General features: G+C 71.1%; 20 protein-coding genes. 10 read left to right on the forward strand and 10 right to left on the reverse strand.

All coding sequences use genetic code 11. The features are described 5' to 3' along the window. Positions 1-25: 25 nt before the first annotated feature. The 4 genes from AB0F88_RS12470 (at position 26) to AB0F88_RS12485 (ending at position 5,470) form a co-directional block, all read left to right on the forward strand. Positions 26-1,642 (forward strand): hypothetical protein, encoded by a 1,617-nt coding sequence (locus tag AB0F88_RS12470; RefSeq protein ID WP_362681341.1) that lies wholly within the window; start codon positions 26-28, stop codon positions 1,640-1,642. A gap of 72 nt (positions 1,643-1,714) precedes the next feature. After that, positions 1,715-3,973 carry a bifunctional SulP family inorganic anion transporter/carbonic anhydrase gene (locus AB0F88_RS12475; RefSeq protein ID WP_362681344.1) on the forward strand — a complete coding sequence of 753 codons (2,259 nt, stop codon included), beginning with the start codon at positions 1,715-1,717 and terminating at the stop codon, positions 3,971-3,973. A gap of 68 nt (positions 3,974-4,041) precedes the next feature. Next, positions 4,042-5,034: an NAD-dependent epimerase/dehydratase family protein gene (locus AB0F88_RS12480; RefSeq protein ID WP_362681347.1), complete on the forward strand. Its 993-nt coding sequence runs from the start codon at positions 4,042-4,044 to the stop codon at positions 5,032-5,034. Between the two features lie 7 nt (positions 5,035-5,041). Next, a complete protein-coding gene (locus AB0F88_RS12485) occupies positions 5,042-5,470 on the forward strand; it encodes a VOC family protein (RefSeq protein ID WP_362681350.1) in 429 nt (142 codons plus the stop codon). 304 nt (positions 5,471-5,774) lie between these two features. Here the strand turns inward: AB0F88_RS12485 and AB0F88_RS12490 are convergent, their stop codons facing one another. Next, on the reverse strand, positions 5,775-6,011 hold the full coding sequence (locus AB0F88_RS12490; RefSeq protein ID WP_362681353.1) for a hypothetical protein: 237 nt from the start codon (positions 6,009-6,011) through the stop codon (positions 5,775-5,777). 28 nt (positions 6,012-6,039) lie between these two features. Here AB0F88_RS12490 and AB0F88_RS12495 point away from each other — a divergent pair, with 28 nt between their 5' ends. Together AB0F88_RS12495 and fxlM are read left to right on the forward strand one after the other, a co-directional pair. Beyond that, the gene (locus AB0F88_RS12495) at positions 6,040-6,993 is read left to right on the forward strand and encodes a hypothetical protein (protein ID WP_362681356.1); all 954 of its coding nucleotides are present in this window, start codon (positions 6,040-6,042) and stop codon (positions 6,991-6,993) included. 402 nt (positions 6,994-7,395) lie between these two features. Further along, positions 7,396-8,568: a methyltransferase, FxLD system gene (gene fxlM / locus AB0F88_RS12500; RefSeq protein ID WP_362681359.1), complete on the forward strand. Its 1,173-nt coding sequence runs from the start codon at positions 7,396-7,398 to the stop codon at positions 8,566-8,568. A 48-nt stretch (positions 8,569-8,616) separates the two neighbouring features. Here the strand turns inward: fxlM and AB0F88_RS12505 are convergent, their stop codons facing one another. From AB0F88_RS12505 to AB0F88_RS12525, 5 genes are all read right to left on the reverse strand, one after another. After that, positions 8,617-9,138, reverse strand: a complete 522-nt coding sequence (locus AB0F88_RS12505) for a hypothetical protein (RefSeq protein WP_362681362.1) — start codon at positions 9,136-9,138, stop codon at positions 8,617-8,619. Positions 9,139-9,270: 132 nt separating this feature from the next. Next, positions 9,271-10,971: a trehalase family glycosidase gene (locus AB0F88_RS12510; protein ID WP_362681365.1), complete on the reverse strand. Its 1,701-nt coding sequence runs from the start codon at positions 10,969-10,971 to the stop codon at positions 9,271-9,273. A gap of 36 nt (positions 10,972-11,007) precedes the next feature. Beyond that, positions 11,008-11,826, reverse strand: a complete 819-nt coding sequence (locus AB0F88_RS12515) for a carbohydrate ABC transporter permease (RefSeq protein ID WP_362681368.1) — start codon at positions 11,824-11,826, stop codon at positions 11,008-11,010. After that, positions 11,823-12,686, reverse strand: coding sequence for a sugar ABC transporter permease (locus AB0F88_RS12520; RefSeq protein ID WP_362681371.1), 864 nt, complete (start codon positions 12,684-12,686; stop codon positions 11,823-11,825). Before AB0F88_RS12520 ends, AB0F88_RS12515 begins: the two co-directional genes overlap by 4 nt. A 120-nt stretch (positions 12,687-12,806) precedes the next feature. Beyond that, positions 12,807-14,072: an extracellular solute-binding protein gene (locus tag AB0F88_RS12525; RefSeq protein ID WP_362681374.1), complete on the reverse strand. Its 1,266-nt coding sequence runs from the start codon at positions 14,070-14,072 to the stop codon at positions 12,807-12,809. 314 nt (positions 14,073-14,386) lie between these two features. Here AB0F88_RS12525 and AB0F88_RS12530 point away from each other — a divergent pair, with 314 nt between their 5' ends. Then, the gene (locus tag AB0F88_RS12530) at positions 14,387-15,412 is read left to right on the forward strand and encodes a LacI family DNA-binding transcriptional regulator (protein WP_362681377.1); all 1,026 of its coding nucleotides are present in this window, start codon (positions 14,387-14,389) and stop codon (positions 15,410-15,412) included. Positions 15,413-15,509: 97 nt separating this feature from the next. On the opposite strand, the gene AB0F88_RS12535 is transcribed toward AB0F88_RS12530, so the two are convergent. Beyond that, complete coding sequence (locus AB0F88_RS12535) at positions 15,510-16,961, reverse strand: arabinofuranosidase catalytic domain-containing protein (RefSeq protein WP_362681380.1); 1,452 nt, start codon at positions 16,959-16,961, stop codon at positions 15,510-15,512. 123 nt (positions 16,962-17,084) lie between these two features. Next, positions 17,085-18,986 (reverse strand): ricin-type beta-trefoil lectin domain protein, encoded by a 1,902-nt coding sequence (locus AB0F88_RS12540; protein ID WP_362681383.1) that lies wholly within the window; start codon positions 18,984-18,986, stop codon positions 17,085-17,087. Positions 18,987-19,929: 943 nt separating this feature from the next. On the opposite strand from AB0F88_RS12540, the gene AB0F88_RS12545 reads away from it, so the two are divergent. The 3 genes from AB0F88_RS12545 (at position 19,930) to AB0F88_RS12555 (ending at position 22,626) form a co-directional block, all read left to right on the forward strand. Beyond that, entirely contained in the window at positions 19,930-20,385 is a 456-nt protein-coding gene (locus AB0F88_RS12545) for a DoxX family protein (protein ID WP_362681386.1), read from the forward strand. Between the two features lie 296 nt (positions 20,386-20,681). Continuing rightward, on the forward strand, positions 20,682-21,692 hold the full coding sequence (locus tag AB0F88_RS12550; protein ID WP_362681389.1) for an ATP-binding cassette domain-containing protein: 1,011 nt from the start codon (positions 20,682-20,684) through the stop codon (positions 21,690-21,692). Between the two features lie 172 nt (positions 21,693-21,864). Beyond that, complete coding sequence (locus tag AB0F88_RS12555) at positions 21,865-22,626, forward strand: ABC transporter permease (protein ID WP_362681392.1); 762 nt, start codon at positions 21,865-21,867, stop codon at positions 22,624-22,626. Positions 22,627-22,799: 173 nt separating this feature from the next. Here AB0F88_RS12555 and AB0F88_RS12560 read toward each other — a convergent pair whose 3' ends face one another. Both AB0F88_RS12560 and AB0F88_RS12565 read right to left on the reverse strand, forming a co-directional pair. Continuing rightward, positions 22,800-24,839, reverse strand: a complete 2,040-nt coding sequence (locus AB0F88_RS12560) for a glycosyl hydrolase family 28-related protein (protein ID WP_362681395.1) — start codon at positions 24,837-24,839, stop codon at positions 22,800-22,802. Positions 24,840-24,998: 159 nt separating this feature from the next. After that, positions 24,999-25,400 (reverse strand): hypothetical protein, encoded by a 402-nt coding sequence (locus tag AB0F88_RS12565; protein ID WP_362681398.1) that lies wholly within the window; start codon positions 25,398-25,400, stop codon positions 24,999-25,001. Between the last annotated feature and the right edge of the window lie 121 nt (positions 25,401-25,521).

A 25,521-nucleotide genomic window follows, 5' to 3' on the forward strand; every position in this document is an offset into this window, starting at 1 on the left:
AGGCCATGGCCTTGAGGGTGGTGCAATGATCGCGGTCGTAGTAAGCCTGGTCGCCGTCGTGCTCCTCGTGCTCGTCGTCGTGGCACTGGGAATGCGGTCGATGAACCGCAGGGAGAGCGCACTCCCCGCGGAGCGTCTGCGGGAGATGGCGGAGAAGGAGGCGCTGACTCCGACCATGTCCAGCGACGACTTCGCCACCAGAGAACCGAAGATGAACCATTTCACCCCCGACCTGACCCCGTTCGACGAGCCGAAGCCGCCACGCCAGCCGCGGCCGCCGAGCTCGCGGGGCAAGCGCGGGCTGAACGAGTTCGGCCAGGTGGACGACTACGACGACGACTACTGGACGCGGCTCCAGGCCGACGAGGGCGGTTTCGGAGGGTCCTTGGCGGCTCGGATGGGCGCGAGCCGTCCCGTCGAGCAGGACGACCAGAAGGTCGACGCCGACGCGGTGACCGTGCAGGCTCCGCTGCCGACCAGGCCCCAGCCGTCCCGCGGCACCCCGCAACGCCCCTCGGCCCCGCCGGCCAGGCCCGCCGCCGAACCGGCCATCGCCTCCGCCTCGTTGCCCTCCGGTCTCTCCGACCTGGTGGCCCCGGTCCAGCCGAACCCGGCTCCCACGGCCGCCTCGCTCGCCGAGCAGAAGACCGTGACCTTCGCGGCTCCCACTCCCGGCGCCTTCGGCGAGTCCCGCCCCTCCCGGGCGAGCTCCCGTCGCGGCGGCAACAGGGCGTCCTCGCAGCCGGCCGCCCAGTCCGCCCAGGGCAACGGCGGTTCGCCCCGGTCCGCCCAGGGCGGCCCGTCCCGGCCCGACCCGCTGAACGACCCGCTCGGCGCCTCCTACTCCCGCCGCGGCGCGGGCTCCGCGGCGAACGGCGCGGGATCCCGGCCCAGCGGCGCCGCCTCCCCTGCGGCCGCCAACGGCGCCCCCGGCGCCCGGCCCGGCCCGACCGGCGGCCGTCCCGGCGGCAGTGTCGGTGGCAGTGTCGGTGGCACTGCTCCGATGCCCCCCATGGGGCCCACGACCAGCGGCGGCTTCCCCGCCGCGGCCGCTCCCGACCCGCTCGCCTCCTCCTACCGCACCCCGGCGCAGCCGCCCAAGACCGGCAACCCGGCGGACAACCCGTGGGCTCAGGCCACGAACCCCTCGTCGGGGGGCTGGCCGGCGGCGAACACCGCCGACATCCTCGACGACCCCGGCCCGTCCTACTCCTCCTACCAGACGCCGGTCTACAACGCTCCGCCCGCCGGCTCGTACGAGGTCAGCTCGGGCTGGGCCACCATCGAGGACGACGCGATCACCGGCCCGAGCCCGGCGGTCTCCACCTCGACCGGCCCCTCCCGGACCTTCTCCTCCACCCCGGACCGTCCGGCCGACCCGCGGGGCGGGGCGACGGGCGGATCGCCGGGCGGGTACGGCTACGAGCCCCGGCAGGCGAGCCCGGCCAGCCCGGCCGCCTGGCCGGAGCCCGGCACTCCCCACGGGAGTGACGCGGCGAGCTGGCCGAGCTACGGCGAGCTCTACGGCACGGCGCCGGCCCCCGAGGCCGCGGCCACCGGCTCCGACGCACGAGGCCGGGCAAGCTCGCGGGGCAACCACCACCGGGCCCAGGAGCCCGACTACCCCGACTACTACCGTTGATTCTTTCCGTCCTCCGTAAAGGCCTCGGGTAAACGCCCGGATGGCATGGGGCAGCACCGTAAGGTCTGCCCCATGGAGACGGACACGAAGAGCGACGGTGTTCTGACAGCGGGTGGCCTCGCCCCCGTGCTGCGACATGATCTGCCCGCCTCCCTGGTGGTCTTCCTGGTGGCCGTACCCCTCTCCCTGGGCATCGCGGTCGCCTCGGGAGCGCCGCTGGCGGCCGGGCTCATCGCCGGTGTGGTGGGCGGCGTCGTGGCGGGTTTCCTGGGCGGTTCCGTCGCCCAGGTGAGCGGGCCGGCGGCCGGCCTCTCCCTGGTGGTGGCCGATCTCGTGGTCACGTACGGCTGGCGGGCCACCTGCATGATCACTCTGCTCGCGGGCGTCCTGCAGCTGCTGCTGGGCGTCTGCCGGGTCGCCCGCGCGGCGCTGGCGGTCTCTCCGGCCGTGGTGCACGGCATGCTGGCCGGGGTGGGCGTGGTGATCGCCCTCGCCCAGTTGCACGTGGTGCTCGGCGGAAGCCCGCAGCGCTCCGCGATCGAGAACCTGATCGAGCTGCCCCACCAGATCATCCACAATCACACGCACGCGGTCTTCGCCGGCCTGCTGACCATCGCGGTCCTGGTCGCCTGGACCCGCCTGCCGCAGCAGCTGCGGAGCCTCCCGGCGCCGCTGGCGGCCCTGCTCGTCGCCTCGGTGACCGCCTGGGCGCTCAACTGGGAGGTCACCCGGATCGACCTGTCGGCCAGCCTGGACTCCTGGGCCGGGCCCGTCTGGCCCCAGGGCGACTGGCACGGGATCATCGGGGCGGTGCTGCTGGTGGCCCTGCTCGCCGGGGTGGAGTCGCTGCTCTGCTCGGTGGCCGTCGACAAGCTGCACGACGGCAGGCGCTCCGACCTCGACAGGGAGCTCACCGGCCAGGGCGTGGCCAACATGGTGACCGGCGCGCTGGGCGGGCTGCCCGTGGCCGGGGTCATCGTCCGCAGCACCACCAACGTCCGCGCCGGGGCCCGCAGCCGGTGGTCCACGATCATGCACGGGATCTGGATCCTGCTGTTCGCGGTCGGGCTGGGGTGGATGATCGCGCTGATCCCGATGGAGGCGCTGGCCGCGCTCCTGGTCTTCATCGGCGTGCAGATGGTCAACATGGGGCATCTGCGCAACCTGCGCGGCCACAGCGAGGTCCCGGTGTACGTCGTCACGATGGCCGGGGTCGTGCTGCTCGGCCTCGCCGAGGGCGTGCTGGTCGGTCTCGGGCTCGCCGCGCTGTTCGCGTTGCGCCGCCTCACCCGGGTGACCGTGCGGGCCATGGCCGAGCCCGACGGCCGCTGGCACGTGGTGATCGCCGGCTCGCTGACCTTCCTGGGGGTGCCCACGCTCACCTCGGAACTGCGGGCCATCCCCGCGGGGGCCGCGGTCGACCTCGACCTGAACATCGACTTCATGGACAACGCGGCCTTCGAGGCCATCCACGACTGGCGCAACGAGTACGAGCGCGCCGGCGGGACCGTGAACATCGACGAGATCCACGACGAGTGGTACTCCATGGCGGCCAGCGGGGCCCGGGTGTTCCCCGCCAAGACGCCGCCCCGCGCTCCCGACCGGTGGTGGCTGCCCTGGTCCCACCGGCGGAACGGGCAGCGGACCAGCCGCCAGCCGCTGCTCGCCGCCCGGCACGCGCCCCGCGACGACGGCCCCGCGAGTCCCGCCGTGCCCGACCTGCTGGCCGGGGCGCGGGAGTTCCACCGGCGGACGGCTCCGCTGGTCCGCCCCCTCCTGCACGACATGGCCCGCGGGCAGGAGCCCTCGCACCTCTTCATCACCTGCGCCGACTCCCGCATCGTGCCGAACCTGATCACCGCCAGCGGTCCCGGCGACCTGTTCACCGTCCGCAACCTCGGCAACCTGGTGCCCCGGCTGGGATCGGTGCCGGCGGACGACTCGGTGGCGGCGGCGATCGAGTACGCCACGGGCTCGCTCAACGTCCGCACCATCACGGTCTGCGGGCACTCGGGCTGCGGGGCGATGGCCGCGCTGCTCAGCGGGGGTGAGAAGGCGGCGGGCCTGCCCGCGTTCGGCCGCTGGATGCGCCACGGCAACCACACCCTGGCGCGGTTCATCTCGGGCGAGAGCGCCGGTGAGGACGACGGGCCGCTGGACCGCCTCTGCCGGGTCAACGTGATCCAGCAGCTGGAGAACCTGCGGACCTACCCGCAGGTGGACCGGCTGTTCCGTGCCGGGCACCTGGAGCTGGTCGGCATGTACTTCGACATCGGCACCGCCCGGGTGCACCTGCTGGAGCATCCTCCGGCCGCGAGCCGTCCGCTCTGAGCGGATGCCTTGCGCCACGGGTGAAAGCCGGTGGTCCCGCACCGGCCGGGTGCCCAGGATGAGGTGCTATGAGAATACTGATCATCGGCGGCTCGGTCTTCGTCGGCCGGGCCATCACGGAAGAGGCGCTGCGGCGCGGGCACGAGGTCACGACGTTCAACCGGGGGCGCAGCGGGGTGGACCTGCCGGGCGTGGAGGCGGTCAGGGGCGACCGTGAGGTGCCGGCCGACCTGGACCGCCTGGTGGAGGGCCGGGAGTGGGACGCCGTCATCGACGTCATGGGCAGGATCCCGAGGGTGGTCGGCGAGTCGGTGCGCCGGCTCAGCGGCCGGGCGGGCCTCTACACGTACATCTCCAGCATCTCGGCGCTCGCCGGCTTCCCCGCGAAGGAGTGCGACGAGAGCTCGCCGCGGTACGAGTGCGCGCCGGACGCGGGGCCGGAGGACGGCGAGTACGGCGTGCTCAAGGCGGGGTGCGAGCGGGCGGTGGAGGAGGGCTTCGGGGGCGACGCTCTGATCATCCAGCCGGGTCTCATCCTCGGCCCGTACGAGGACGTGGGCCGCCTGCCCTGGTGGCTGGACCGGATCTCCCGGGGCGGGCGGGTCCTGGCGCCGGGCGACCCGGACCGCGCGATGCAGGTCATCGACGTGCGCGACCTCGCCGCGTTCGTCCTCGACCGCACCGAGGCCGGGAAGGCCGACCGGTTCCTCGCCGGCGGGGTGCCGGGCAACGTCACCTACGGCGGCTGGCTGGCCGAGTGCCGCGCGGTGACCGGCTCCGACGCCGAGTTCGTCTGGGTCGACGACCGGTTCCTGCTCGACCGGGAGGTACGGCCGTGGACGGAGTTCCCCGTCTGGGCGCCGGACGGTCCCGAGTTCGCCGCGGTCTGGCTGACGTCGTCGGCGAAGGCCCTCGCGGCCGGGCTGACCTGCCGCCCGGTCGCCGAGACCGTACGCGACACCTGGGCCTGGCTCCGCGACGTCCCGGCGGCGGAGCGGTCGTTCCGCGGGCACGGCATCGATCCGGAGAAGGAGGCCAGAATCCTCGCCGAGTGGGCATAGGGGCTCCATGGAGATTCAGATCACTTTCGACGCCGGCGATCCGCGGTCGCTCGCCGCCTTCTGGGCGGAGGCCCTCGGTTACCGCCTCCAGCCGCCTCCCGAGGGGTTCGGCAGCTGGGAGGAGTGGGCGGAGGTCCAGGGCATCCCCGAGGAGAAGCGCTCCGACCGGTCCGCCATCGTGGACCCGGACGAGGGGCGGCCCCGCTTCTACTTCCAGCGCGTGCCCGAGGGCAAGACCGCCAAGAACCGTCTCCACCTGGACCTCAACGTGGGCGGTCCGCCCGGCACGCCGCTGGAGGAGCGCCGCAAGCTCGTGGAGGCGGAGGTGGGACGGCTCGCCGCCCTGGGGGCCGTCGAGGTGCGGACGGTGGAGGAGAACGGCGAGTACTGGACGGTCATGACCGATCCCGAGGGCAACGAGTTCTGCCTGCAGTAAGCATGCATTTCTACGCATACATCGTGCTGGTGGACGCATAGATTCATCGCTGTCCGGCTCCGTCCCCCGAATGCCGGACAGCGGTCCACGCTCCCAGGGCCGGGGGTGGAGGGCGGCCGATTCCGCCCTCCACCCACCTGGACCCCCGTGCTCGGGCCGATTCACGGGTCCCCATCCCGGCGCGGGCACGGGGCCCGGCTCCGGCGCGGCGCGGAGGTCCGTTCGACGGGCGACGTGGGCCGGTCGCCCGCAGGCGGCGCCTGTTCCCCGGCCGCCTTGACGCCGTATCCGACACCGCAGATGATCAACGCATGTTCTCACGCGCGGGCCTCATCGCGGCGGGGTTGCTCACGCTCGGGCTGGCCGGAGCCTGCACCGCCGAGCGGAACCCGGCCAAAGGCCCGTCGTCCCCCGCGGCCGCGTCACCGTTTCCCTCCTCGTCGCCGCTCCCGTCGTCCACGTTCCCGCCGTCGCCGTTCCCCTCGTCATCGCCGTTCCCGTCCCCGCCCGGCACGACCACGCCGCCGTCACACCCGGCCACCGTCCCACCGGCGGCGGAGCCGGAGCCGATGGAGACGTCCCTGGCGCTGCCCGCGGCGACCTCCCCGCCCCTGCCGCCGACCGGTCCGCCGCGGTTCTTCCTGGCCGCGGGCGTTCCGATCGCACGATTTCCCGAAAGGTCCAAGACAGCGACCTTCACCCCGGTACGGCCCACCGTGCACGACGCCGCGACCGGGGCGCTCCTCGCGTCCGTCCGGCTGCCGCCGGGAGTGCGATCCTCGTGGCAACTGCTGGCCGCGGCACCCGACAACCGCACCTTCGTGCTCTCCGGATGGACCGGACCGGACTCCCCCATCCGGTTCTTCCGCGTCACCCTCGCCGAGGACGGGCAGCCGGGCGATCCGATGCCCGTTCCCGGATTGCGGAGCGATCGGCTGGGTCCCGGGTACGCCCTCGCCCTGAGCCCGGACGCGACACGGCTCGTCTACGCCAAGGCGGCCTCGGGAGGGGTGAGGGTCTCCGTCGTCGAACTCGCCACCGGGCGGCGCCGCGACTGGAGCACGGGCGCGTTCTTCACGGTCAGCGGGCTGTCCTGGGCTCCGGACGGCCGTCGGATCGCGCTGGCGGCCGGGAACTGGGGCCTTGGCGTCCTCGACCTCGACCGGCCGGGATCCGACCTGCTGGCCGCCACGCGCCTCGTCAGGCCGCACAGGGGCCTGCCCCCCTTGCATTCGGTGGCCTACACCCCCGACGGAGGTGCCCTCGTCTACTCGGCCGGTCACGCCATAGAGCGCGTACCGGTCGACGGCGGGCAGGCACCGCGGCTCCTCGCCCAGGTGAAGCTGCCGCCCACAGCGTCACTGAGCCTTCCCTTCAGCCTCGACGGAACCGGCCGGTACCTCCTCTACGTGCACCGCCGGCAGAGCTTCCGGATCGATCTCACCGATGGTTCGACCACGCCGCTGCCGAAGAGGATCGGTGAGCGCCCGGGCAGGGGCGGCTCCCCGAACGCCGCCTGGTAACGCCGGCCCCGAAGGCGAGGCGGTGCCGGCGGGGTGCTTGCCGGGCTCCCCGAATCCGCGTGGATCGGGTACGACGACCTGGCGGGTGAAGGCGAGCAGGCCGGCCGTGCCGGTGGCCGCCCCGGCCACCGGGCGATCCGTGGAGCAGCACGGTGAGTGATCTCCTTGCCTCCGGGGCCGAGAGGTCGAACCGGGATGCCGCCACGCCCGCCGGCCGGACATCACGGAACGTGACGGGCGTTGCGCGGCACCCGTATGAGAGGTACCGTCACGGCCCCCGGACCGTGCGCTTTCCCGCCCGATTCCAGCACGGGCGCCCGGGGGACGGCGTACCACGGGGACGTTCCACATGTGCGGGGGCATATAACTCAGGGCACTACGCATACGGCACGGAGGTCGGCGATGACTGAGTGGCACGCGTTACGGGAAGAGCTGGTCTCGCAGGTACGCGCGCGGGGCATCAGCGAGATCGTGGTCGACGCGTTGCGGACGGTGCCGCGCCACGTGTTCCTGCCGGAACTCGCGGCGGAGGCCGTCTACCAGGACGACGCGATCGTGACCAAGCGCGACGCGGAGGGCCGCCCGATCAGTTCCTCCTCCCAGCCGGCGATCATGGCCCTGATGCTCGACCAGCTCGGCGTGCGGCCGGGACAGCGGGTGCTAGAGATCGGGACGGGAACGGGCTACAACGCCGCCCTGCTCGCCCATCTGGTGGGACCGGAGGGCCTGGTGGTGAGTGTCGACATCGACCCCGACCTGGTGGCGGCGGCCGGTGGGCACCTGGCGGCCGCGGGCCACCCCGAGGTGAGGCTGGTGTGCGGCGACGGCGCCGAGGGGTTCTCACCGGAGGCGCCCTACGACCGGGTGATCGCCACCGTCGGCGTGTGGGATCTCGCCCCGGCGTGGCTGGACCAGCTCGCGCCCGGCGGGCGCCTCGTCGCCCCGCTGGACCTGCGGGGGGTGCAGCGCTCGGTGGCGATGGAGCGGGACAACGGGCACTGGACGAGCCGCTCGGTGCTGCCCTGCGGGTTCATGCGGATGCGCGGCCCCTTCGCCGGTCCGGAGACGACGCTGGTGCTGGACCGGGAGTCCGACCTGGCGATCTCGCTGCCCGAGGCGAGCGAGATCGGCGACGTGCTGGGGGCGCTCGACGGGCCCGTGGTCGAGCTGTCCACCGAGATCAGCGCCAGCCTCTCCCAGCTCCTCGACGGGCTGAGCCTGTGGCTCGCGGTGCACGAGCCCCGCTGGTGCACGATCTCGGAGGCGCGGCCCGGGTGGCTGGCCTCGCCCCCGCTCGACATGACGGGCTTCAGGATGGCCGTCGGCATCGTCGAGCGCGACAACCTCTGCCTGCTGGAGCCGTCACCGGACGGGACCCTGATCGCGCGCGGCCACGGGCCGGACAGGATGCGGCTGGCGAGCGAGATGGCCGCCCACATCCAGGCGTGGGACATGGCGGACAGGCCCATGACCTCGGGGCTTCGCATCGACGCCTACCGGGGTGACCCGCCCGACGGCGAGCTGCTCATCCGCAAGCGCCACACCACGCTCGCCCTGTCCTGGAAAGACCTCTGACTCCCGCCCTCCCCTCCACCCGAGCGGGGGCACACCGGTCTGATCTCTTCACCGTGCGGCCGGGTGACCCTCGGCCGACGTGGTGGCCATACGGCCGGCAGGCCGTGCGGGGAGACCTGCGGCCCAGATCGCCACGCCGATGTAGAGGATCTGCTCGGGGACTCGCCGCCACAGCGGCTCCGCCGCACCGCCTGCGAAGGGCACGTCGGCCAGCGCGGCGTAGATGTTGGCCGGGAGCATGAGCACGAACAGCAGCGCCAAGCACAGACCGGCCGCACGCCTGGTGCCCGGCAGAACCAGTCCCGCCGCCCCCGCCAGTTCCAGCACGCCGGTCAGGTAGACCACGAATGCCGGGAACGGGACGAACGGCGGAACCATGGCCAGCATGTCGGCGTGGTTCGGCATGAAGCTCACACCTGGCGGCACGAAGTGCGCGCCGGCCGTCATCACCAGCATGACGGCCAGTCCGTGCGCGGCGCTCACTCGCCAGGTGGCGAAACGGGCCGACCCCGACAGCGTCCCGAGCAGGCGGAAACCCACACTGGCCAGGACGAGGACGATCACGGTCATGAAACTCACCCACCTTTCGATAGCGACACTATCCAATATTGGATAGTACCGCTACCCAATTAGGCGTCACCTCGATCCACGCGCGATCGATCTCGCCGGACGACCGGTCCGTCCGGCCGGCTCGCACGCGGGTCATGACGCCCGGCGTATGTGGGCGGCGGCCAGGATGAGGTACGCGCTGGCCGTCCAGGTGTAGGCGCGGTCACGGAGCCCCGCCCCGGTGCGGGCGTCGAAGTTCTCCGCGAACCCCGATTTCTCGCACAGGGCGCGGAACCGGGCGCTGACCTCGTCGGCGAGGACGGTCTGCCCGGCCCGGCGGAGGCCGTCCTCGATCAGGACCGTCGAAGGGGCCCAGATCGGGCCGCGCCAGTAGCCGTCGTCCTGGTAGTGCGGTGAGGTCGGCAGTTCGGTGGCGAGTCCGTATTCGGTCAGGTGGGTCTTGATCCTGGCGGCCAGGGCCGTCTGGACGTGCTGGGGCAGCTCCTCGCCCAGCACGATCGGCATGAGGTCGAGCAGGCTGCTGCTGGTCCAGGTCTCCTGCGAACTCGCGCTCCGGGTGGCGAACCGGTCGTCGCGCCACAGCTGGGCGAGCATCGCCTCGCGCATCCGGTCGGCCGCCTGCGACCAGCGGGCGGCATCGCCGGGCAGGGAGAGTTCGGTGGCCAGGCGGGCGAGCGTACGCATCTGGAGGACGAGGAACGACGCCAGGTCGGCCGTCTCGACGACGCGTTCGGGTGCGAATGTGGTCGCGTTGTCCCATCCGCTGTCGTTGCCGTGCTGGTAGTGGGCCAGTTCGTGTCCGGGCACGCGCCGGGCGGTGAGCCAGAAGGTGGTCCACCGCTCGAGCAGGCGGTAGACGCCGGCTCGTTCCTCTCCCGGCACCGGCGGGAGATGCCGCAGGACCCAGCCGTGGATGGGTGGCTTGACGAAGTTGTACAGGATCTCGGAATGGGTGATCGAGTCGGGCAGCGCGCCGGCGGCCTCCTGGTGGTCGAAGGGCAGCCGGAACTGGTCCCAGGCCAGCGCGGGCAGACCCTCGGCGAGGGCGATCGCGTTGAAGCAGTGGTCCCAGCTCCACACCTTGTCCATCCAGTGCTTGGACATCAGCACCGCCGGGCGGGTGACGAACCCCGCCGCGCGTACAGTGGCCGACCACAGCACGTAGACGGCGAGTTCGGCGGCGGGTGTCCGGTCGTCCCGCCAGGGCGCCACGGCGTCGAGGTACTCCTCGTAGTCGCGCCGGGCCGCGCCGGCCACCTGCTCGAAGTCGTGCTCGCTCGTGTACGGGGCGCGGGCGGTCTCGAACTCCTCGACGGCGATCTCCCACGCGTCCCCGTCCCCGTCCCCGGTGACCACGACACCCCGCTCGGTGGCGCCGAGCTCCTGCGCGCCCAGGTGTTCGGTGATCCGCCCGGCCAGGAGCGTGACGCGGTAGCGGCGCCCGGTCTGGTAGACGGTGAAGACCGAGGACCCGTCCCGGGGGTCCTGGAAGAAGTAGGGACCGCTGAACGGCGTCAGGACCGGGTCGGCGGCCAGCAGTCGCAGGCCGGCTCCGCGCCCGCGCACCCGCACGGTGTCGGTGCTCTCGTAGGCGAGGTCGATCCGCCCGGGGTCGCAGTCCCAGGTGAGCCGGTGCGGGGTGGCGGTGACGACGCTGCCGGCGGTGGGGACCAGCCGCAGGATCGGGTGCATGCCGGTCTGGTGGGAGACCAGGTGGACGTCCTGGGCGTAGGTGTTCTCGCCGATGACCGGTGAGAAGCCGAACCAGGACCCGCGGAAGCTGAACGGGATTTCCTGCAGGGAGAACACCGGGCCGGTGACGGCGGCGGTCATGAGGAGATGGTCCTTTCGTGTGGGAGGAGAGCCCGGTCAGTCCTTGACGGCGCCCGCGGTCACGCCGGCGGTGACGTAGCGCTGTGCGATGACGAGGAGAACGACGGCGGGTATCGACGCGACGACGGCGGTGGCCATGATCGCGTTCCACTGCTGGTTGTTGTTGCCGATGTAGTGGTAGATGCCCAGGGTGATCGGCTGGTGGTCTCCCCCGCCGTCCAGCGTGCTGGCGAAGACGAAGTCCGACCACGCCCACAGGAACGCGAACAGCGACACCGTGATGATCGCGTTGCGGCTGACCGGCAGGACGATCGACCAGAAGGTCCGCACGGCTCCGGCGCCGTCCACCCGGGCGGCCTGAAGGAGTTCGTGCGGGATGCCCGACATGAACGCGGTGAGGATGAGGACCGCGAAGGGGACCGCGAGGGTGGAGTCGGCCACGATCAGCCCGGGAAGGGTGTTGAGCACGCCGAGGTTGAGGAACATGGCGTAGAAGCCCATCGCCATGATGATCCCGGGGATCATCTGGGCGATCAGCAGCACGAAGCTCAGCGCGCCACCGCCGCGCGGGCGCAGCTTGGCCAGCGAGTACGCCGCCGGGGCCGCGATCGCCAGGGTCAGCAGCACCGTCCCCAGCCCGACCACCAGGCTGACGCCCAGGTAGGGAAGCTGCTGGTCGAGGACCGCGCGGTAACCGTCCAGGGTGCCGTGTACGGGGAACCACGACGGCGGGCTCCTGCGCATGTCCCGGTCCCTGGTGAACGACACGTTGATCATCCAGTAGACCGGGAACAGCATCACGCCGGTCAGCGCGAGCCCGATCAGGGTCTTCCACCAGCGGCGCGGGGTGCTCACGAGAGGTCCTGCCTTCGCTGGAGGCGGATGTAGAACAGCCCGAAGACCAGCGCCATCGCGATCAGGAGGTTGCCGACCGCGGCCCCCGGGCCGAAGGACGGCACCAGGTTCCCGAAACCCAGCCGGTAGGACCAGGTGGCGAACGTGGTGGAGGAGCCGCTCGGCCCGCCCTTGGTCATGATCCAGATGATGTCGAACACCTTCAGCGTGTAGACCAGCCCGAGCAGCAGCGTGATCGCCGAGACGGGTCGCAGCAGGGGGAGGGTCACACTCCAGAACCGCTGCCGGCCCGACGCGCCGTCCAGGGCGGCGGCCTCGTAGACGGACGGGCTGATCGACTGGAGGCCGGAGTAGAGGATCACCAGGTTGAACGGGACGCCGATCCAGATGTTGGCGACGATCACCGACCACAGCGACCAGTCCGGCGAGGTCAGCCAGTTGACCGGGCCGGCCCCGAACGCGCCGAGCACCGCGTTGACCACGCCGGAATCGCTGTTGAGCATCCAGGCCCAGGTCGAGGACGACACGATCAGCGGCAGCAGCCACGGCACCAGGAACAGCGCGCGCAACGTCGCCGACAGCGGGAAGTTCCTGACGAAGAACATGGCCAGGGCGAGCCCGACGGTGAACTGGAAGGCCAGTGACACCACGGTGAACACCACGGTCTGCCACAGCGCGGGCCCGAACGTGGCGTCCTTGAGCACTTCGGCGTAGTTGGCGAACCCGGTGAAGGGCGCGTCACCCTGGACGAACGAGCGCACCGTGTAGTCGCGCAGGCTCAGCTCCACGTTGCGGAACAGCGGGTAGGCGTAGAACACCAGCAGATAGACGACGATCGGTACCAGGAAGCCCCACGCCACCCACCGATCCGACCCCCGCCGGGCCGCTTTCCGGCGGCCCGATCCGTTCGGGACGGGGCCGCCGCCGGCGGATGACGGGCGCCGGGTGGACGCCTGGGCGGTTCGACTCATGATCCGGGCCTACTGGATCGCGCTCGCCGCCGCGGTCTGCGCGTCGGTCATCGCCTGCTGGGGGCTCTTGGCCCCGCTCAGCGCCGCCTGCACCGCGCCCCACATCGGCTCGGAGATCTTCGGGTACTTGGTGCCGAGGTCGTCGCCGGTACGGCCCTTGGCCGCCTTGACCGCCTCCACCCACACCTTGAGCTCGGGATTCTCGGTGCTCTGCCGGGTCTGGACCTGGTCGGTGGGCGCGATGTACGACAGCGCCGTCGCCGTGGCGAAGGAGTTGTCGGTGCTGGTCAGGCACGTCACCAGCTTCTGGGAGGTGGCGTAGCGCGCCGTGTCCTGCTGGACGGGGACGCTGACGAACTCGCCGCCGGTGGGCGCCGCCGCGGTTCCGCCGTCCTTGGCCGGCACCGGGATGATCCCGTACTTGAAGCCGGTCTCCTTGGCGCCCGCCAGCTGCCAGGTGCCGTTCTCGGCGAAGGCGTAATCACCGCTCGCGAACTCCTGCCAGCTGGTGGTCTGCGTGTTGTTGATGACCGAGTTGGGGGCGAGCCCCTTCTTCAGCCAGTCGGTCCACAGCGCCACCGCCGACACGCCCTGCGGGGAGTCGAGCTTGGTGAGCTGCGCGCCCGACCCCCAGAACCAGGGCAGGAACTGGAAGCTGCCTTCCTCGGTGCCGATGGCGGAGAACGTGATGCCCTTCTTGCCCGCCGCCTTGACCTTCTCCAGGGCCGCGGTCAGCGACGCCCAGTCCTTGACGGAGGCGATCTCCACCCCCGCCTTGTCGAGCACCGCCTTGTTGTAGTAGAGCGCCAGGGTGTTGGCCCCGATCGGGACGCCGTAGGTGTTGCCGCCGCTCTGCCCGGCCGCGATGAGGTTGGGCGAGATCGCCGAGATGTCGAGCTTGTTCTCCGCGGTCGTGGTCAGCACGCCGGCCTCGGCGAGCGTCGACACCACCGGGTTGTCGACGATGAGCACGTCGGGGGCGTTGCCCTGCTGCGCGGCGAGCAGCGCCTTGTTGGTCAGGTCGGTGGTGTCGTAGCCCGTGCGTTCGACCGTCACGCCGGCCTGGGTGCCGCAGGTGTCCAGCAGCTTCACCCAGTCGGAGGTCTTGTCGTACTGCGGATAAGGGTCCCAGATGGTGTACGTTCCGCCGCCCGCCGCCTTGCCGGGGGCCGTCGCGGTGGCCGCGGTGCCCTCGGTGGAGGAGGTGGCCGAACAGCCGGCCAGGCAACTGGCGGCCAGGAGAGCCAGGCCCGCGCCGAGCGTGCGCCTGCTCAATCCTGCTGATCTCGGTGCCGACATGGATCCGGCCGTCCTTTCGGGGGCAGGTGATGTGGGGATGGCGAGGTTCGTCGTTCGCACGGTTCCGGCCTCCGCCGACCGGCGTCACGTGCCTGTTTCCGCCCGACGTCGAACCGGTTACTCGAATCGGTTCGACTGAACCTAAGGCGATGTCGTATGCACGTCAATGGGTCACCCGGGATATCCTCGCCCGTGAAGCCGTTCTTCCTGGTCAGGTCGTGACTCCTCCAGGCGAATCGATTCCATCTACCATGGGGAGGCGTCGTGGCCAAGTCCGCTGAGGAGTGCCGGTGAACATCGGAGAGATCGCCAGGCGGTCGGGCGTGTCCCGCAGCACGGTGTCGTACGCGTTGAGCGGCAAACGGCCGGTGGCGGAGGCGACCCGGCAGCGCATCCAGGCGGTCATCGACGAGCTCGGCTACCGCCCCAACGCCGCGGCCAGAGCGCTCAAGGAGGGCAGGACACGCACCATCGGGCTGGTCATCCCCCCGGCCAGCCGGCGCCTCACCGACGCCCAGCTGGGCTTCGTGGCCAGCGTGGTCGACGCCGCCGCACGCGCCGACCTCGACGTGCTGCTCTCGCCGTCCGGCGGGGAACACGACCGCTCGTTCGAGCGCGTGGTCACCGGTGCCCGCGTCGACGGGGTCATCCTCATGGAGATCCGGCTGGAGGACGACCGGGTCACCCGCCTGGCGGAGGTCGGGCTGCCGTTCGTCGGCATCGGCCACACCAGCCGGCCCGACGAGATGACCTGGGTGGACATCGACTACGAGACGTTGATCGCCCGCTGTGTCCGTCATCTGGCCGACCTGGGGCATCGTCACGTCGCCCTGATCAACCGCTCGGCCGAGCTGGTCGCCGCCGGGTACGGCCCCGGCCATCGAGCGCAGCTCGGCTTCACCCGCGCCGTCGCCGAGCGCGGCCTGGAGGGCGTGCAGGTCTGCTGCGCCGACGACGCCCAGGCGGGACGGGCCTGCGTCGAGAAGCTGCTGGTCACACACCCCGAGCTGACCGCCATCGCCACCATCAACGAGGCCGCCATGCCCGGCATGCAACGCGCGCTGGCGCACGCCCATCTCGCGGTGCCCGGCGATTTCTCGCTCACCGGGGTCGCCGCCCGGCACTGGGCGGAGAACCTGCACCCGCCGCTCACCGCGGCCGACATCCTGGCCGACGAGCTGGGCGCGCACGCCGTCGAGCTGCTCATCCAGCGCATCGCCGATCCCCGCCTCCCGCATCGCCGGCTGCTCGCCGCCCCGCCGATCTCGCTGCGCGAGTCGACCGGACCGGCGCGCCCCCGCGTCAGCCTCGCCTGACCCGCGAGCACCGCGCCGGCCCGCGCCGGCCCGCGCCGGCCCGCAGACCGGCGCGGCCGGGGCCGCACGGAGTCCGGATCCCCCGCGTGCCGGCGGGTCAGCTACGCAGGCTCCATTTCTGGCTGCTCGTGCCGGTGCAGGACCACAGCTGGACCTTGGTCCCGTTGCCGGTCCCGAAGTTGCTCGCCTCCAGGCACTTGCCGGACTGCACGCCGGTGATGCTGCCGTCGGCGTTGACGTTCCACTGCTGGTTGGTGCCGCCGTTGCAGTCCCAGATGATCGCCTGGGTGCCGTTGGCGGTGCCCTGGCCGTTGGCGTCCAGGCACTTGTTGCCGTACACCTGCAGCTGCTTGGAGGAGGTGTGGGTCCAGCGCTGGTTGGTGCCGCCGCCGCAGTCCCACAGGTGGGTCTGGGTGCCGTTGGCGGTGCTGGCGTTGGGCACGTCCAGGCAGCGGCCGGACTGGGCGCCGACGAGCTGGACGCCCTGGGTGGGGGTGCCGCCGGACGGCGCGTAGCCGGCGGCGGCGATGTTGGCCTGGACCGCGTTCTCGGTGGCCTCCGACGGGTAGCCGGAGGTCAGCACGCCCTCGAAGAAGGTGCCGCGGCCGGAGACGCTGTTGTCGCCGCCGATGCCGAGCAGGATGGCGCCCTCCTTCTTCATCGGGTGGTAGCCGTCGGGGCGCCGCCCGTCGAAGTAGGTGGTCAGGCCGCCCGACTGGGCGTTGCCGCCCCGGATCGCCCAGTGGTTCGGCTCGCCCTTGACGATGGCGGTGACGAAACGGTGGTTGATGGGCGCGAGGTTGTTGTAGCCCGCGTTCACCCCGGAGAACAGTCCCCACTCCAGGTCGGCCATGATCCAGGGTCCGGCTCCGGCCCCGTAGCCCCACTGTTTGTTGGCGCCGAAGTAGACGGTCTCCATGATGGCGCGCTCGTCGGCCTGGCCGTCGGTCTGCGCGTTGCCGTAGTCGAAGCAGCACCACTGGTTGTAGTGCGTGCCGTCGACGACGGCGTAGATGCCCTCGGGCTGGTCGCCGGTCGCCACACCGTTGGTGTTGTTGTTGCGGTACCCGGTGCCGGGTTCGATGCGGACGCCGTAGGCCTTCTGGCCGCCGACGGTGATCGGGGCCGCCTTCGCGTCGGCGAGGTTGTCCCATCCACCGGGACCGGGGCCGGGCCAGAAGCCGGGCGGCGCCTGGGTCAGGCGGTTGTTGCGGCCGGACTGGTCGTACAGGACGGTGATGACACAGTTGGTGCCGGCGCAGAACGCGTCCTGGGTGGCGGCGTTGACCACCCCGCCCGCGCTCAGCACGCCGACGTCGCGGACGGTGTTGTCCGAGGAACGGCGCACCTGGTACAGCGGGCCGTTGTAGGTGCCGTACAGCGCCCGGGTGGTGCTGTGCGCCGCCACGCACGGCGTCCCGCCCGAGGCGTAGATGTCACACGGGCCGGTGGTGGCGGCCTGGGCCGTACCGCCGCCGGTCAGGCAGGCGGCGGCGACGAGCGCGCTCGCACCGGCCGCGAGCGCCCTTCTCAAGCTTGCGAGGGGCATGATGCCTCCTTCTTGCCGGACCGCGTCCTCCGGAGGCGCGGGTCGTCCCGCGACGTCCGGAGGCGCGTCTCATCGAAGAAACGGATTCCCTGCGAACCCCGGTGAGCCTCGCCGGTCAGCGGGTCAGCTCCTGGTCCATTTCTGGCTGCTCGTGCCGGTGCAGGACCACAGCTGGACCTTGGTGCCGTTGCCGGTCCCGAAGTTGCTCGCCTCCAGGCACTTGCCGGACTGCACGCCGGTGATGCTGCCGTCGGCGTTGACGTTCCACTGCTGGTTGGTGCCGCCGTTGCAGTCCCAGATGATCGCCTGGGTGCCGTTGGCGGTGCCCTGGCCGTTGGCGTCCAGGCACTTGTTGCCGTACACCTGCAATTGCTTGGAGGAGGTCAGGGTCCACTGCTGGTTGGTGCCGCTGCCGCAGTCCCACAGCTGGGTCTGGGTGCCGTTGGTGGTGGTCGCGTTCGGGACGTCCAGGCACCGGCCGGCGTTGACGTTGCGCAACACCGACGTCGACCCGTTGCCGGGGCCGGAGGAGGGCGGCAGCAGCGTGATGGTGTAGGAGTCGTCGATGGCGGTGTGCGGCAGGTTGACCGTCGTGCCGTTGCCGGACAGGGTCACCACGGAGTTCTGGACGGTGACCGGAGCCGTGACGGCGCCGCCGCCGTTGTGGGGGATGCGCTCGGCGACGACCCGCACCTGGTTGTTCTCCACGATGCCGCTCGTGGCGTCCAGGCGCCGCAGGTTGACGGCGATGTTGCCGGTCGTGGTGCCGCCGCCGACCAGGATCTTGGCCGACCCCGCCGCCTTGGTGGCGAACGCGTCGTACGAGGCGCTGGGGGTGACGGACGCGATCTGGCCGGTCTGCGAGCCGTAGAAGCGGTAGGCCCACCATTCGCCCTTCGGCTGGTACTGGCCCGCCGAGTTGCGGACGAGCAGGTTGCCGAGGTCGTTGTGCAGGTTCCCGCCGCCCGCCCAGTTGGCGCGCAGGCCGTCGGCGCCGGCCCGCTCCAGGCGGGCGATGTACCAGGCCCCGTCGGCGGGGTTCTGCTCGTTGGACGCCCCGTACTCGTTGATCTGGTAGGGCCGCGGGTGCGCGATGCCACGGGAGTTCAGCGTGGTGTCGGCCGCCGCCACGTTGGCCACCGGGTCGCCCGGCAGGGAGTGCCAGCTGATGATGTCGGGGACCACGTTGTTGGCCTTGACGTAGTCGAGGTACTGGTTCCAGAAGGCGTGGCCGGTGGACGGCACGCACGCGCAGCTCGGCCCGACGATGAGCTGCGCCGGGAACGCGGCCCGGATGCGCTGGTAGGTGCGTCGCCACAGCTCGAAGTACTGGGACTGGGGGCGGTTCCAGAACAGCGTGATGTTGGGCTCGTTCCACAGGTCCCACTGCACCGGGGCACCCGTCGCCCGCACGTCGTTGATCAGGCGGGTGAGGAAGTTGTCGTAGTCCGTCCAGTTGCCGTTGTCGCCGGGGAAGCGCGAGATCGGGTAGCCGTCGGCGCCCCAGAGGTCGTGGACGAGCAGGATGAACTCCCCGCCCAGTGACCGGGTGCGCAGCAACTGGGCGCGGGTGGCGTTCCACCGGCGGTCGTACTTGCCCGACACCCAGCCGCCCGGGCCGTCGAGCTGTGCCCCACCGGCCCGCATGTACCGGAACCTCACGTCGGTGAAGAACTGGTCGGGCGGGCCGGCCGCGTTCTCGGTCATGCCGTAGATCCAACCGGAGGCACGGTAGGTCGGGGTGCCGCCGCCGGCGGAGAAGTCGACGGCGATGGACTGGTCCGCGGCCTGGGCCGGCGTGGCGGACGTCACGACGGGACCCGCGACGAGCGCGCCGACGGCGAGAAAGGCGGCGATCGCGCGGCGGCTCCTGTGCCGCCTGCCGGGTGCGATGCCCGTACGTGACTCCTCGGACGGGGAGGGTCCACGTGGCTCCTCGGACGGGGAGGGGCGGAGTGGATGGGCCGGGAGCGATGGAGTGGAAGGCCACAGCCGGGCTCGGCGGAGGATGTCGCCAACGTTCATCTTGGACTCTCCTCACTCGTGGGCGCTGTGCGCACATGTGAGTGGAATGGCTTCGTGGGGGGGAGGGTGGCGCGAAAACCAGGATGTCCATCATCGAATCGATTCGACCGCAGCCTAGATCTCGCTGTCAGTGATGTCAACAACGTGTGTTACGGAAGTAAACGCACGGTTTCCGGCGCCGCTCACTCCTGCCGGGCGCCGGCCACCGGTCCCGAGTCGCCGGCGGACGACGTACGGCGTGAGCGACAGCGTGAGTGACAGGAAGCCTCCAGCGGAGGTGCGGATCGTTCCCGCGGCAAAACAGACATACCTAGGAGTCCCTGCTAAGCGGGCTAATCCATGAACGCGCGCAAGCTCGTCCGCTACCTGCGTTGATCTTTTCCTGCCCCAACCTGGACGTCTATCGCTGTCAAGAGTGACAATCGCATCGTGGGTGAATCACCTTTCCCGACCAGGAAGGCTTCAGACCGCAAAATCCATCATTCTGACGCGCGATGAGTATGAAACTTTCATCTCTCACGCGAGGGCTGTGCCTGCCCGCCGTGCCGCCCGCGAGACCCGCGCCGGGAAAGCTCTCCCCGCCTGCCTGTCGAAACGCCGAGACCGTCGCCGCCGCCGACATGCATGATCATCGCCACCGGCACCGGCCACGGCCGACGCGGGAGGAGCCGCCTTGACAGCGGAGGACCGGCTCCTACCCTGAGATCCTCGACGGATCGAATCGATACGACCGCACCCCGACAGGAGCCGGTGTGCCCCCCACCGAACTGTCGTGGTTACGCGATCGGACCGCGCCGGGTTTCACGGAGACCCTGATGTACCCCGGCGACGCCAAATCTTGACAGGGGATCACCAGGACCCGCGCGTGGGCGCGTCCTGGGACAGCGGCGGTGCGAGGCTGGACGGAGGACCGGCCTCGCACCGCGACAACAGGGGTGATTCGATGAACATCGACCGATTCGGCGGGCCGGTGCTCTCGCTCTTCCGCATGGTGACGGGCTTCCTCTTCCTGTGCCACGGCGTGGCGTCGATGTTCGGCGTCTTCGGCGGCAACCCCGCCACCGGCCGGGCCGTCGACTTCGCGGTCTGGCCCGGCTGGTGGGCCGCGCTCATCCAGGTGCTCTGCGGCGGGCTCGTCCTCGCCGGATTCCTCACCCGCCCCGCCGCGATCCTCGCGTCCGGTTCGATGGCGTACGCGTTCTTCGTGGTGCACCTGCCGCAGGAGCTCCTGCCGCTGCGCAACGGCGGCGAGCCGTCGGCGATGTTCTGCTGGTCGTTCCTGCTCATCGCCGTGCTGGGCGCGGGCCCGTGGGCGATCGACAGCCTGCTCCGGCGCCACCGGGAGGACTCCCCGGAGCCCGGCCTCGCCCACGTACCCGCGCGTTCCGGGGGGAACTGACCACCGGGGTCCGGCGGGCGCGCGGCGGAAGATCCGCGCTTTTCTCATCTTTTTCCCGGGATTCATGAAAAGCCCACGTCAGCGCGGGTGGACCGGTTCGGGGCGAAGCTCGGCGGTGCCGCGCGGCACGCCACGCGGGGGCACGTTTCCGCAGGTCAGACAGAACGTGAACATACGTTTCACGTTTGCCAAACCCGGATCGCCTGGTCAAGGATGAAGCATCTCCAGCCGAGCCCCCGACCAGGGGTCTGTTCGGCATGCCATCCACCGCCCGCGCCCACCCCGAGGAGGGGACGATGATCCATGCCCGAGGGCTGACCCGGCGATTCAAGGTGAGGAAGGGAAGCGTCGACGCCGTACGCGGCCTCGACATCGATGTGGAGGCGGGCCAGCTGGTGGCCTTTCTCGGTCCCAACGGTGCCGGGAAGTCCACCAGCCTGCGGATGCTGACCTCCCTGCTCCCGCCGACGTCGGGAACCGCGATCGTCGCGGGCCGCGACGTCGTGTCGGACCCGGCGGGGGTCCGCGCCCGCATCGGGTACGTCGGCCAGAAGAACGGCTCGGGCGAGAACTTCCGCGTCCGCGACGAGTTGGTGACCCAGGCGCGCTGCTACGGCCTCCGCGGGCCGGAGGCGCGCCGGCGGGCCGACGAGATCCTCGGCCTGCTGGACCTGGAGCCGCTGGCCACCCGCAAGCCCGGCACCCTGTCCGGCGGCCAGCGCCGCCGCCTCGACATCGCCCTGGGGCTCGTTCACCGGCCCGAGCTGCTGTTCCTGGACGAGCCCTCGACCGGTCTCGACCCGCAGAGCCGCGCCAACATCTGGGAGCACATCCTGCGGCTGCGCGAGCTGCACGGCACGACCCTCTTCCTGACCACCCACTACCTGGAGGAGGCCGACAGCATGGCCGAGCGAGTGGTGATCATCGACCACGGCCGGATCATCGCCGACGGGACGGCCGAGCGGCTGAAAAGCGACCTGGCCGGTGACCGCGTCACGATCACCGTCCACGACGGGCCGGCGGCGGCGAGGGCCGCCGGGATCGCCGAGCGGATCGCCGGTCCCGGCGCGGTCACCGTCGACGGGACGACGGTGCGGCTGCGGGTGCCCCACGCGGGCGCGGCGCTGCCGGAGTGTCTCCGGGCGCTGGAGTCCTCCGGGGTGAAGGTCGGCACCGCCGAGACCACCCGTCCCACGCTGGACGACGTGTTCCTCGCGCTGACCGGCCGCAGCCTGCGCGAGAGCGACGAGACCGGCGAACTCCCGGCCGAGGCCGGCGGGCTCCCGAACGCCACGAGCGGTGTTTGACCGTCACCGCCCCGCCCGCCCCGCCCACCTCCCCCGCGATCCCCCTCTCCAGCCCCGCCCTGCCCGCCTTGCCCGCCTCGCCCGGCGGCGTCCCTCCCCCGCGATCCCCCTCCCCGGCCCCGCCCTGCCCGGCCCCCCGGCCCTGTCCCCCACCGGCCAGAAAGGCCCCACCGTGAACGCGCAGTTCCTCCGTGACACCGGAACCGTCTTCTCCCGCGAGTTCGCCCCCGTGGTGCGCGAACCCCTCGGGCTCCTCTTCACCATGGGCCAGCCGCTGCTGTTCCTGTTCCTGTTCGGCCCGCTGCTCGCGGGAACGGGAAGCTTCGAGGGGCAGGGCTCGCCGTGGCAGTGGTTCGTGCCCGGCATTCTGATCATGATGTGCCTGTCCGGGCCGATGATGGCCGGATACTCCCTGCTGATCGATCTGATCGGCGGTTCGATGGAGCGCATGCTGGTCACCCCGCTGAACCGCACGGCCATGCTGATCGGCCGGACGATGAAGGAGTTCGCCATCCTGCTGGCCCAGGGCACGCTGATCGTCGTCCTCGCGATGCCCCTGGGATTCCGCCCGCACCTGACGGGCATGCTGGCCGGCCTGGCGGTGCTGACCGTGTTCGGGATCGGCCTGGGCGCGCTCTCCTTCGCCCTCGCGATCGCGTCCAGCCCGGGCGGTGACCTGTTCTACGGGGTCACCCAGCTGGTGATGTTCCCGCTGATGCTGCTGTCGGGGGTGCTGCTGCCGGTGGACTCGGGCCCGGGGTGGCTCCGGGCCGTCGCCGCGCTGAATCCGGTCTCCTACGTCGTCGAGGCGGAGCGGGCGCTGTTCTCCGGCCGTTTCGCGGACATGTCAGTGCTGTACGGGACGCTCTGCGCCTGCGCCGTCGCCGCGGTGGGCCTGATGGTCGGCACCAGGTCGATGCGCCGAGGCGTCTGACGCCCCGATCACCGGTCACCGGTGTGCCCGCCCGGCCGGCCGTCGTGGCGACGCGCGCCTCGGCCGGTACGGAGAACGGCCGGCCGCCCGGGGACTCCCGGGCGGCCGGCCGGTCAGGTCGACGACGTCGGAGACGCGCCGCGGCGAAGGATCACCGCGGACTCATCACGGGATCACCACGGGGACGGCGCCGGCGGCGCGACGACCGGCGGGCGGTCGTCGCAGGTGATGGTGTTCGGCAGCATCCACGGGGCGAGCCAGGCTCCGGTGGTGCCGCCCCCGTCGTTGCCGCCGAGGTCCGTCAGCGAGAACTCAGAGCCGGTGGGCGGGAAGTTGAACGAGCCGCAGTTGTTGACGCCGACCGCGCCGACGTTGCGGGCGTCCACGTTCTCGAAGGAGGCCGATCCCTTCACCCGGGCGCTGACCACGGAGGTACCGGTGCCGTCGACCCTGATGTCCTTGAAGTGGACGTTCGTGATCGAGTAGAGGTCCTTCACGCCCCAGTCGCTGACCAGCATGATCGCGTTGTAGGTGTTGTCGAGGAAGTGGTTCCCGACGACCTGGATGTCCGCCTCGATGTTCTTGTCGAGCGCGTAGAGCCAGATGGCCCCCAGGCCGATGTTCCAGTTCAGCTCGTAGGTGCCGGCCCGGACCGTGGTGTTGTCCTTGATCGACAGTTTTCCGGCGAACGCCTCGGCGCCGAAGCGGGAGCCGACGTGGATGCCGCTGCCCTCGCGGATCGGGTCGGCGACGAGGTTGTTCGAGACGGTGTTGTCCGTGCCGCCGTAGACGGCGATGCCGTTCGCGAGGGTCGGCGTCTGCACGGTGTTCCGGTCGAACGTGTTGCGGGCGTTGGCGATCTTCTCGGACCACAGGGCGAGGCCGTCGTCACCGGTGTTGCGGGTGAAGTTGTTCGACACGACCGAGTCCGTGACACCGCCGTGGAAGTTGAGGGCGTCGGCGATCTGGTCGACGATGATGTTGTTCGTGATCTTCAGGTTCCTCATCGGCCCGTCGAACCACATGCCCACCTTGGTGCGGTGGATGTAGAGGCCGTCGACGGTCGAGTCGCTCAGCGCCCCGCCGATGCCGTTCACCTGGTCGGTGTCGATGCGCTCGCGGACGTCGCCCTCGATCGCGAAGCCGGACAGGTGCACGTTCCTGCTGCCGCCGTCCGCCGCGTCCTTGCCGTAGAAGCCGACGCCGGTGTGCACCGAGCCGTCGGGGGCCGGGGCGGGGAGGGTGACCTCCTTGCCCTTGATGATCGTGTACCAGTTGCCGGCGCCCTCGATCGTCACGTTGTCGACGATGATGTGGCGGTTCACCTGGTAGACGCCCGGCGGGATGTAGACCTTGAGGCGGTTGCGCTTGGCGAAGGCGATCGCCCTGTCGATCGCGTCGGCGGAGTCGCGCCTGCCCAGCGGGTCGGCGCCGAACGCCAGCACGTTCGCCGCGACGAGCCTGACGTGCGGCGCGCCGACGAGCTCGGAGTCGAGCAGGTCGATGACCGTCCACGCCGCGTTGCTCCCGGCCGGGACGGTGAGCCGCACCTTGTCACCCGCGCGGTACGTCCTGCCGAGCAGGAGACGCTGCTCGTCGTAGAAGTGGGTCGGGCGGAACGGCTTCGTGATCGTCGGGGCGGGCGTCGTGGCGCTGGGCACGCAGGCGCACTCGGTGATCCACCAGTCGGGGTGCAGCAGGTCGGCGTTCGGGTCGTTCGTGAACGGATACTGGTTGTACAGCCACGAGTACTGCGACGTGAGGGTCATCGTCTTCTTGCCCCCGCCGTTCACCGTGACGTCGAGCGGCGCGGTGATGCCGCCCCCGCCGGGGGCGTCCGGGATGCTGTAACGCACGGTGATCGCGTTGGCCGTCTTCGGCAGCGTGAACTCGACGTGCCGGCCCGGTGTCAGCCTGACCGCCTTGCGGCCGGACGCCTCCCCCGCCAGCGTGTACGCGGCACGGTCCGGGCCGATGGCCGTGCCGTTCGTCGTGGCGTTCTCCGCCTCCTGCTCGGCGAAGGCGACACTCGCGCCGCGGCCCGCGACGAGCGACGGGTCGAGGGCGGCGCGCGTCACCACGGGAGCCGGTGCCCCGCCCGTGCCGGCGAGGGCCGGGGCGCCGGGGACGACGGCGAGACCGACGGAGGCCGCGACCACCGCCGCGACCGCCGCCGACGCCCTTCGCGGTGGCCTGCCGGTCCATCTCGCCACAGCTCCTGTGATGCTCCGTGACATCGGATGCTCGTTTCTCTCGGGGGGTGAACACCTGAAGGCACTCGGGGCGGAGCGAACGCCACGAGGGTGAGGTGACAGTAGGACTCCGATGCCTCGTTCCACAAGGCTCCTGCGAAATAGTTTCGTAATCTTGCTTTATAGCTGCGGATACCTCTTAGGTTCTTGCAGCGCTTGTCGTGTGTCGTTGCGGTGTCCCGCGCCGGCCGCCAGCAGCCCTGCGGCCACGACGCTGGGGATGATCAGGGCGAGGTGGTTCGCTCCGTCCGCGAAGGCTCCACGCGTGATGTACGTGCAGAGCGACACGGTCCAGACGGCCGCCGACCAGGCGAGGGCGAATATCATCGCCGGCACGGCGAACCGGCCGCGGAAAGCGGCCGAGGCGGGCAGGAGCACCGTGAGAATCATGTCGGGCACCAGGAACGGGTTCCCGGGGCGTATCGCGTTCGAGGTGACGAAGTAGTAGATCATCGTCCCCGTCAGCGCGACGATCACCCACCGGGCCGTGGTCGTCGCGTTCCTCGTCGTCATGGCGGACATCGCCGTCCTCTCCTCTTCTCCGGGCGATCGGACGTCCCATCAGAGGCCGGGGGCCTCGGACGTCCGAGTCGTCTGACGTCCGAGTGTGCGACGGCGGCACCGGCGCCGGAAGCCGGGCAGC

Source organism: Streptosporangium sp. NPDC023963, from assembly GCF_040639135.1.
Lineage (GTDB): Bacteria > Actinomycetota > Actinomycetes > Streptosporangiales > Streptosporangiaceae > Streptosporangium.